A 3,861-nucleotide genomic window follows, 5' to 3' on the forward strand; every position below is an offset into this window, starting at 1 on the left:
ATGCCTGGTAAAAGATGAAACCCAGTACGATAAATTCGACCGCGCCTTTGCCGATTATTTTCAAGGTGTAGCTGAGGTTGATATTGCCGCCAGCATACCGCCGGATTGGTTAGTACCTGAGGTGCTTCGTAAGTTAACTGACGAAGATAAAGCGAAACTGCAGGCGCTTGGCAGTCTGGATAAATTGCTGGAAACGTTGCGTGAGCGGTTAGCAGAGCAGCAAAAAAAGCACAGTGGGGGTAATAAATGGATAGGCACCGGCGGTACCTCACCTTTTGGCGCTTATGGCTTTAACCCCGAGGGGGTGCGGATTGGTCAGCAGGGCAGCGGTGCGCGCCGGGCCGTAAAAGTGTGGGATAAACGTGAATTTAAAGACTTAGACACCGACAGTGAGCTGAATAACCGCAGTATTAAACTGGCGTTAAAACAACTGCGCAAATTTGCCCGTACTGGCAGCGAGACCGAACTGGATTTGCATGGGACTATTCAGGCTACGTCCGAGCAGGCAGGCTGGCTGGATTTACGCTTTATCCGGGAGCGGCACAACGCGATAAAATTATTAGTTTTTTTTGATGTTGGCGGCTCGATGGATGATCATATCGAGCAGTGCCAGAAATTGTTTGCCGCGGTAAAAACCGAATTTAAGTATCTGGAATTTTTTTATTTTCATAACTGTGTTTATGAAGGGGTCTGGCGGGATAATAAACGCCGTTATACCGAGCAGATAAAAGTTGACGATATTATTCACACTTATGGCAGTGACTATAAGCTGATTTTTGTCGGTGATGCGACAATGGGACCCTACGAAATCGAGTATCCGGGTGGCAGTGTCGAGCATTATAATCAGTTACCGGGTAAAGTCTGGTTACAACGACTGACCCATCATTACCCAAAAGCAGTCTGGCTAAACCCGCAACCTGAGCAGTGGTGGAACCATTACTATTCCATTGAGATGATTAACCAGTTAATGACAAAGCGAATGTATCCGTTAACCCTGGACGGCCTGGCCAGGGCAATTAAAACGCTGGTTTAAGCTCAGCCACTAAATGTACTGAGGATGTGCGGTATGACTTCACCTTCGACCGGGGCTGTGGTGCTGAAAACGCGATTATGGCTTTGGCTGCTATGGTTGGCAGGCTTTTATGCGGTCTGGCTGTATTTAATGGCGGGTCTTGGCTATTGGTCGACAGCAGTAGCGCATTGGCCAATGGCGGTTGCGATGACCTTTGGCAGTTATGCCGCGGGGTCGACCCCAATGGGCGGCGGCACTGTCGGTTTTCCGGTATTAGTGTTACTGTTTGAGCAACCGGCAAGTTTAGGGCGGGACTTCAGTTTTGCTATTCAGTCTGTTGGCATGACCAGCGCCGCTATTTTTATTATGGCCCGGCGCCAGCCACTGGCCTGGGCCACGTTAAAAGGCGCCATGCTCGGCACACTGTTTGGTACACCTTTTGGCATTTTCTTTATTGCACCTTTTATTCCGGAACTTTGGATCAAGCTGTTGTTTGCCGTTATCTGGGCCAGTTTTGGTTTGCTGCATTTGTTACGGCTTAAAGAAATTGCCGGCCATATCGGCATGACAGAGTTTGACGAGCGCTGGGATTTTAAACTGGGTTTATGGATTGGCTTACTGGCAGGCGCAACGGTGGCTGCCGTCACCGGAGTTGGCATCGACATGGTGCTATATACCGCACTGGTGCTGCTGTGCCGGGCTGATTTAAAAATTGCCATTCCAACGTCGGTGGTTATTATGGCCTTTACCTCGGTACTGGGCGTGTTGGTTAAAACTGTTTCAGGTCAGGGGCTGGCCCCCGGGGTATTTGAAAACTGGCTGGCGGCAGCGCCGGTGGTGGCAATAGGCGCACCGCTGGGGGTGTTTATTGTTGCTAAAATTGGCCGTAAGCCGACGTTACTGGTCGTCGCCACCTTGTGTGTCGGTCAGTTTATCTGGACGCTATATGCTGAGCAGCAGCGGCTGGGTGTAAGTGGTATGGTGCTGGCAGTGCTGGCAGTTACTGTCTGTCTTGTCGGGTTTGAGCTGTTACGGCGCTGGGGCTCGGTATTAGTGGGCGAAAAAGAGACCCGCGCAGAGTCAGCAATGCTGGCAACTGCTCAGACGGCAAACCAGCCCAAACCGGGTCAGCTGACAGCCGTGCTGCGTTCGGGTGATCTGGATATAAAAGACAGGAACAGTGATGTTTAATATCCTCACTCAGATTGGTCTACCTTTAGCACTTATTCTTATTATGGCCGGTGTTGGTATGAGCTTGCGGCCAGCTGATTTCAGCCGGGTTTTTGCGGCACCTAAAGGCTTTCTTATTGGTGCAGCTGCACAGCTGATGCTACTGCCATTGGCAGCAATAGCGGTTATCGCGTTATTTGAGTTACAGGCAGAGCTGGCAATTGGCTTATTTATTTTAGCGCTTTGCCCCGGCGGCACGACCTCTAATCTGTACAGTTATTTGAGTAAAGCTGACGTCGGCCTGTCTGTATCGTTAACTGCTGTGGTGGGTTTAATTACGCCCTTTACCATTCCGTTACTGGCTGCCTGGGCTATTGTTTTTTATGGTGGTGCGGAATCTAACCTGCAGCTGCCGGTAATCCAAACCTGGTTAACCCTGATGATTGTCAGCGTCTTTCCGATCCTGGTGGGCATGTTGCTCCGGGCCCATTTTCCAGCTTTTGCCAAAGCCACAGAGCCTGTTATCAGTAAATTTTCAATAATCGTACTTTTACTACTTATCGTTAGTATTTCTGTTGATTTAGGCGATGATTTATGGCGTTTTATTGCGAAAGCCGGCCCGGCAGCGCTTACTCTTAACCTGATAACCATGCTGCTTGGTTATTTGCTGGGGAAGTGGCTGTTACAGCAGGAGCGCCAGGCCCGGACGATATGTCTGGAGGTGGGCCTGCAAAACGGCACCCTGGCACTGTTAATTACCACCGGTATATTACAAAGTTCGGCCATGTCGATAGCCCCCAGTGTCTATAGCCTGTTAATGTTTGGCAGTGCCTCGCTGTTTGCATTGTGGGCGCGGCGTAATATCAGCAACTGATTCAGTTATCAGCATCAAGCCAGGCTGCAATCTGTTTGGCGGGAAGGGCGCTGTTGTGGTTGCCGGGGTAACGGATTAGCGTTGTGATGTCGGCTTTAAATGCCCGGTACAGTGCCTCACTGCGCTCTGCTTTAATAATGTCGTCCTGTTCTGCCACCAGCAGCAGTACAGGACAGCTGATGTCAGCAGCAAAATAATGCGATTCAAAGCGGTCTTGCAGCAGCCAGCTGACTGGAATGTAAGGCATTTGCTGGCGGGCCACTGCTGTTAAGCTGTCAAAAGGCGTGATCAGTACCAGCTGCGAAACAGGTCGGCGCGCGGCCAGTTGTACTGCGACACCCGTGCCTAAACTGCGGCCAATTACGGTAAATTGACGATGCTGATGTTGCAGCGTGTCAAATAACGCCAGGGCATCAGCAACCAACGCCTGCTCTGAAGGGCTGCCGCTACTACCACCATAGCCACGGTAATGCATCAGATAAATGGCGTGCTCAGCGAAGGCTGCAGCGAATTCGGGCAGTGAAACGCTGACATCTTCAGCATTACCACCAAAGTACAGCAGCGCCTGTTTGCTGTTAAGCGGCCGCTGGCTTATCAGCACAGTTGCGTTGGGCTGTTTCAATACCAGCGGATCTGCAGCCGGCAGCTCTGCCGGTACCGGAAAGTAGATCAGCTGGCGCTGTAACAGGTATAGCACCAGACAAAGCAGACCATAGCCTGCCACCAGATAAACCACAATGGTCAGCAGATTTCGCATAAGACTCACCATTGCTGACAAACACGGATTATCAGCTTAACTTAATTA

4 protein-coding genes are annotated in these 3,861 nt (G+C 50.6%); 3 read left to right on the plus strand and 1 reads right to left on the minus strand.

All coding sequences use genetic code 11. The annotated features are described in order from the left end of the window. The 3 genes from R3177_RS13695 to R3177_RS13705 form a co-directional block, all read left to right on the plus strand. The coding region (locus R3177_RS13695; RefSeq protein ID WP_318971580.1) for a vWA domain-containing protein at positions 1 to 1,033 on the plus strand (1,033 nt) is incomplete at its 5' end. 33 nt (positions 1,034 to 1,066) lie between these two features. Then, positions 1,067 to 2,203, plus strand: a complete 1,137-nt coding sequence (locus R3177_RS13700; RefSeq protein WP_318971581.1) for a sulfite exporter TauE/SafE family protein — start codon at positions 1,067 to 1,069, stop codon at positions 2,201 to 2,203. Next, entirely contained in the window at positions 2,196 to 3,056 is an 861-nt protein-coding gene (locus R3177_RS13705) for a bile acid:sodium symporter family protein (RefSeq protein ID WP_318971582.1), read from the plus strand. Before R3177_RS13700 ends, R3177_RS13705 begins: the two co-directional genes overlap by 8 nt. 1 nt (position 3,057) lies before the next feature. Here R3177_RS13705 and R3177_RS13710 read toward each other — a convergent pair whose 3' ends face one another. Then, a complete protein-coding gene (locus R3177_RS13710; RefSeq protein ID WP_318971583.1) occupies positions 3,058 to 3,813 on the minus strand; it encodes an alpha/beta hydrolase in 756 nt (251 codons plus the stop codon). Positions 3,814 to 3,861: the final 48 nt, after the last annotated feature.

Origin of the sequence: Arsukibacterium sp. (assembly GCF_033722355.1) — a bacterium.
In the GTDB taxonomy this organism is placed as follows: domain Bacteria; phylum Pseudomonadota; class Gammaproteobacteria; order Enterobacterales; family Alteromonadaceae; genus Alishewanella.